Annotated in this window: 2 protein-coding genes; both read right to left on the bottom strand. The window is 38.3% G+C overall.

Features of this window, described 5'->3' with window-relative positions; genetic code table 11:
* Positions 1-166: 166 nt before the first annotated feature.
* On the bottom strand, positions 167-1,543 hold the full coding sequence (locus HYX58_06455) for an IS110 family transposase (protein MBI2775622.1): 1,377 nt from the start codon (positions 1,541-1,543) through the stop codon (positions 167-169).
* A 284-nt stretch (positions 1,544-1,827) separates the two neighbouring features.
* The coding region (locus HYX58_06450) for an ABC transporter ATP-binding protein (GenBank protein ID MBI2775621.1) at positions 1,828-2,170 on the bottom strand (343 nt) is incomplete at its 5' end.

Genomic DNA, 2,170 nt, shown 5'->3' with positions numbered 1-2,170 from the left:
TTGTCGCTTTTTGAATTGCTCATCTATGTCTTATCCTAATGTGCCTTATCTGCCTATGTGGTTCAGGATTTTTTTACCACATAGTTATACCGTTAAAATCCAAATCTTTTTCAAACAAATTTTATATGTTTGACATGGAGCAGACAGTAAGCCCGTATTTTCTTCGTTATGAAGCTTGGGACGCTGCCTGCTTCTTTCTTTTTTGTGCTGCTCTTCGGGATATAGATTCATCTTGTGGTGTTGCCGACTGATACCTATGCTTTTTTTGCTGTTTAATTTCTTTTGATTCTTTGATCTTTTGTTGATTTTGCTTTTGTTTTTCTTCGGCCTGTTCCATATTTTTTTGATCTATTGCTGCATCAAATTTTGTTTTAGTTTTTAGCACACCATAAATGATGCGAAGCAATTTGTGCATTACTACTCCCATGGCCTGATAATGTTTCATACCTTTTGCTCTGAAGCGGGTATAGATTTGTTTTAAGATCACATTATGCCTGATGCCTGTCATAGCAGCCATGTATAAAACTGCCCTCACCTCTGATCTTCCTTTCTTGCTCATGTGGGTTGCCCATATGCCATCACCACTTTGCTTGTAGGTAGGATGAACTCCAAAATAGGCGGTTAATTTTTTTGCCAATTCAAAGCGGCCAATATTTTCTATCTCCATCATCAATGCTACTGCACTTTCTTCTCCAATGCAGGGAATGCTGATTAACAGTTTTACATCTTCACTTTCCCGGTTCATTTCTACAAGAAAATTTTTTTCTGCCTTGAGCAATTGATCCTTATGCAAAATTTCTTTACTGGTTGCTGCAATTACATGCCCGATCTGTTTGCTAACCGCTTGTTCGCTAAGTGTTGCTTTCTGAATCAATGCTTTTGCTTTATCTATACTGATACCTTTTATGGATGATAATTTCTTTTCACCGGCTCTGACTACAGATGCAGCACAAGGATAACTGCTTAACATTCTTAGTAACCACCCCGGCACTCGGTGGCGACAATACACAAGCACTTCTGAAAAATACTGATACAACAGTTTTTCCAGTTGATTGGTTAATTGCACTTTTTGTTTTTGCAACATGCGAACATAAGTGTATTGCTTGCGACCTTCCTGGAACTGGATCCTGGTTTGTTGAACTCCACATTTTCCATAATCAATCTTTTCGGGAAAGCCGATCAGATAACCTGCAATATTTTCTGCACTCACCTCGTCAGTGATGGTTCTTTTTAAGGATGCATCACTTACTGCTTTCACTGCTTTTGCATTCAGCCTGGCTACTTTTAAATTCAAATGCTGCGACAAGGTTTTTAAATAATGATACCAATTGTTCTCATAGCCTCCGGTGCTCTCCACTCCACAATACAACATCTCCAATCCCATAGAAAACCATTTTTCTATCAACTCTCCCAATTGGCTCCTGCCAGCTTTGTTATCCTGCAACTGAAAGCTCTCTTCCATTACTTGCTTGTGCTGATCCAGCAAAAGAAAATCAGCATATCCTTTGCTGACATCAATGCCTAAAAATCCATTTGCTTGCATAACTGAAATTTTAATGAGTTAGTAAATAATCAAGCATCGTTCAGTCTTATCATTAATGCGGCATCAAGTGCCAAGTTATACCCCGAACTCAACTTGACGGAGAAGATACTATGTGACGGTATCTATGTACCATAAACAGCTATCCTCCTTACCTTCAAAGTTGATTATTTTTACAGCATCACTCTTTCAAAGAACTTTTAAAAAACAAACATATAAGTCACAGTAGAAAGCATAAGAATTTGGCATTAGGGTTAGCGACAATTTGAAATGCACCCATTACGAAGTTATTCACTCAATTCCAGCCAGCGCAATTCTTTTTGATCAATGAGGATAGTGATTTCTGCAATTCGGCCGGATAATTTTTGTAATTCTTCAAAAGGCATGTTGGCAGAGGAAAGCTTTTCTGATATTTCTTTTTTTTCTTTTTCGAGGCTTTCCAGTTCTTTTTCAAGCATTTCAAATTCTCTTTGTTCTTTGTAACCCAGTTTCCGCTTCTGATTGTGAGCAGGAGCCTGCCTTGAAGCTTCTGAACTTTTTTCTTCTGCCGCAATGATTTCCTTTTCTTTTTGCCATTGCCTGTATTGCGAATAATTTCCAGGAAAATCCCTGACCTCTCCATCTCCTTCA

The organism is Candidatus Dependentiae bacterium, assembly GCA_016191325.1.
GTDB lineage: Bacteria > Babelota > Babeliae > Babelales > JACPOV01 > JACPOV01.
The sequence above is the reverse complement of the archived record's forward strand: the minus strand, read 5'-3'. Positions and strand labels throughout refer to the sequence as shown.